The organism is Streptomyces sp. NPDC051183 (assembly GCF_040682455.1).
Lineage (GTDB): Bacteria > Actinomycetota > Actinomycetes > Streptomycetales > Streptomycetaceae > Streptomyces.
Genome location: NZ_JBFBBA010000114.1, coordinates 1 through 2,127, shown reverse-complemented (window position 1 = coordinate 2,127; position 2,127 = coordinate 1). Strand labels below are relative to the sequence as shown.

General features: G+C 66.8%; 3 protein-coding genes. 2 read left to right on the top strand and 1 reads right to left on the bottom strand.

From position 1 onward, the window contains the following. Positions 1 to 295 precede the first annotated feature (295 nt). Positions 296 to 847 carry a hypothetical protein gene (locus tag AB0M99_RS37680; protein ID WP_365928772.1) on the top strand — a complete coding sequence of 184 codons (552 nt, stop codon included), beginning with the start codon at positions 296 to 298 and terminating at the stop codon, positions 845 to 847. On the opposite strand, the gene AB0M99_RS37675 is transcribed toward AB0M99_RS37680, so the two are convergent. Beyond that, positions 804 to 1,262, bottom strand: a complete 459-nt coding sequence (locus AB0M99_RS37675; RefSeq protein WP_365928770.1) for a transposase — start codon at positions 1,260 to 1,262, stop codon at positions 804 to 806. The two genes, AB0M99_RS37680 and AB0M99_RS37675, sit on opposite strands and share 44 nt — an antisense overlap. 537 nt (positions 1,263 to 1,799) lie before the next feature. On the opposite strand from AB0M99_RS37675, the gene AB0M99_RS37670 reads away from it, so the two are divergent. Further along, on the top strand, positions 1,800 to 2,081 hold the full coding sequence (locus tag AB0M99_RS37670; protein WP_365928768.1) for a hypothetical protein: 282 nt from the start codon (positions 1,800 to 1,802) through the stop codon (positions 2,079 to 2,081). Positions 2,082 to 2,127: the final 46 nt, after the last annotated feature.

Sequence of the window (2,127 nt, the reverse complement as noted above, 5' to 3'; positions counted from 1 at the left end):
CGGGGTGGTGCTGGCCATGCTGAAGGGATCTCCTGTCTCGCCCATCCAGACTAACCCGGCAAACCGGGTGTCTCAGCCGAGACTGTCAGAGAGGGATGCCCCGACCTGCTCGGCTCGTAGCGAGGTCCGTCCCCGCAGGTGCGGGGGTACTGCGCTGCCGCAGAGGGTGGCGGCCAGGTGTTAGAAGCTGTTGTCGTTCCGGACGTGAGGGCTGCGTTTTCGCTGGTGGGGCATAGGGTCGGCGTTCTGGTGGGAGTGACGGCTTGTCGTGTCGTCGATGCTATGGGGGTCGTGGATGTCGTCGGTGGTCGGACTGCTGGAACAGCGCGAGCTGGGTGCTCGCCGTCGGGTGGACGCGCTGCGGGAGGAAGCCGACCGCATCCAGGCCGAACTGGCCCTGGCTGAGCGGGAATGGCAGGAGTGGGCGATTGCCCGCTCGAAGGTCGGCGAGGTGCTGGCCCCGGCGGAGGAGACCGGGCAGGACCCTGCCCGGGCCGACGAGAGTGCGCCGGCCGCCGAAGGGCAGCCAGGAAAGGACCCGCAGCCGACGGCGGTGGCGAAGCCGAAGTCGCAGGTGCCCGTGTGGCGCGAGGGGCTGGCCTGGTCGGTGCTGTCGGTGGACTACCAGCGCATCCTGCAGTTGGGGGCGGACCGGGCCCGGCTCGGGCAGGGGCCGGTGACGTGCCAGGAGATGGCCGCCGCCTTCGGTATGGACGTGGTGCCGGCGCGGGTGGAGGCGCTGCGGTCGAAGGCGAAACGCCTGGTGGCGCGGGGCTGGCTGGCCGAGCCGGCGCCGGGCCGGTTCACGCCCGCGCCGGGTGTGGCCGGGCCAGGCGGCGGCTCATGACCATGGTCATCGACCACAGGATCATCGCCTCGGCACTGGCGGTGCGGCGCTCGTAGTCGCGGGCCAGACGGCGGCTGCGCATGAGGTGAGCGAACAGACGCTCGACGATCCACCGTTTCGGCAGCACCACGAAGCCGCGCATGTCGTCGCTGCGCTTGACGATCGCCAGCACCAGCGCGAGCGCGGCCAGGCAGTGCTCGACAAGGCTGCCGGTGTAGCCGCCATCAGCCCAGACCAGGGCCAGGCGGTGGTGCGCGGCGGCCACCCGCGCCAGCAGAACCCGGGCGGCGGTGCGGTCACCGACATCCGCGCTGGTGACCATCACGCCGAGCAGCAGGCCGAGGGTGTCGACCACGACGTGCCGCTTGCGCGTGTGTCCTGAACGCGAAAAGGAGTTGGTGGTAGCGAACTTCAAATAGCGGTGCTGTGCGAGAGATGAAGGTTTGGCCCTTCGGAGCCGCCCTGCGGGGGGAGGCTTCAAACCACCTTATGCTGCGTTGGCTGAAGACCGTCGTGGTGAGCGATAAGGAAAAGGCGTCGTAAGAGGCGTCAGGTGGGGATCGGAAAGACGAACGCAAGTGAATCGCTGCTGACGTGTCGAAATGGCAACAGACGACATCGAAACCGGGGAGTACGCAAGTCCCCGGGATGAGCCTGGAGGGTGCCCGTTTACTGGCCAGGCGGTGTCCGGCATGGAGGCGACGTGAGTCCGGTCTGCTGCTCTCGTATGGAACAGGAGAAGGCAGGTCCCGATACTCCCCGCCGGAATGGGAGGGGGAGAGGGAGTGCCCCAAGCAGATGCAACTGTGAGGGGTTGAGTACCGATGCGGGTCCTGCTGGCGGACCGGTCCGTAGTAGTGATGAGGCCCCTGTAACGGGGGCGGAGCGAAGGGACCGGGCCGCTCGTGACTGTGTTGATCACATCAACCGGATGTTCTCCGGGAGGAGTGGGGTGAGCCAGTTGAAGTCTCGGATCAAGCCGTTTGATATCTCGAAGCGGGAGGTTGTGGAGGCGTGGGAGGAAGTTAGGTCCAACAAGGGTGCGCCGGGAGTGGACGGGCAGAGCACCGCCGATTTCGAGAAGGACCTCCAGGGAAACCTGTACAAGGTCTGGAATCGTATGTCGTCGGGCTCGTACTTCCCGCCTCCGGTGCGCGCGGTGGAAATCCCGAAGCCTCACGGTAGCAGGGCGATTGCAAAGTTCGTTGATCGTGCGTTGGTGCAGGTCAGTTGAGTCCGAGGATGGTCAGTGGCCGCTCGTAGGGGCGGAGGGCTGTCGT

Coding starts and splice junctions, on each gene's coding strand:
- AB0M99_RS37680 (WP_365928772.1), top strand. CDS start 296: ATGTCGTCGGTGGTCGGACTGCTGGAACAGCGCGAGCTGGGTGCTCGC.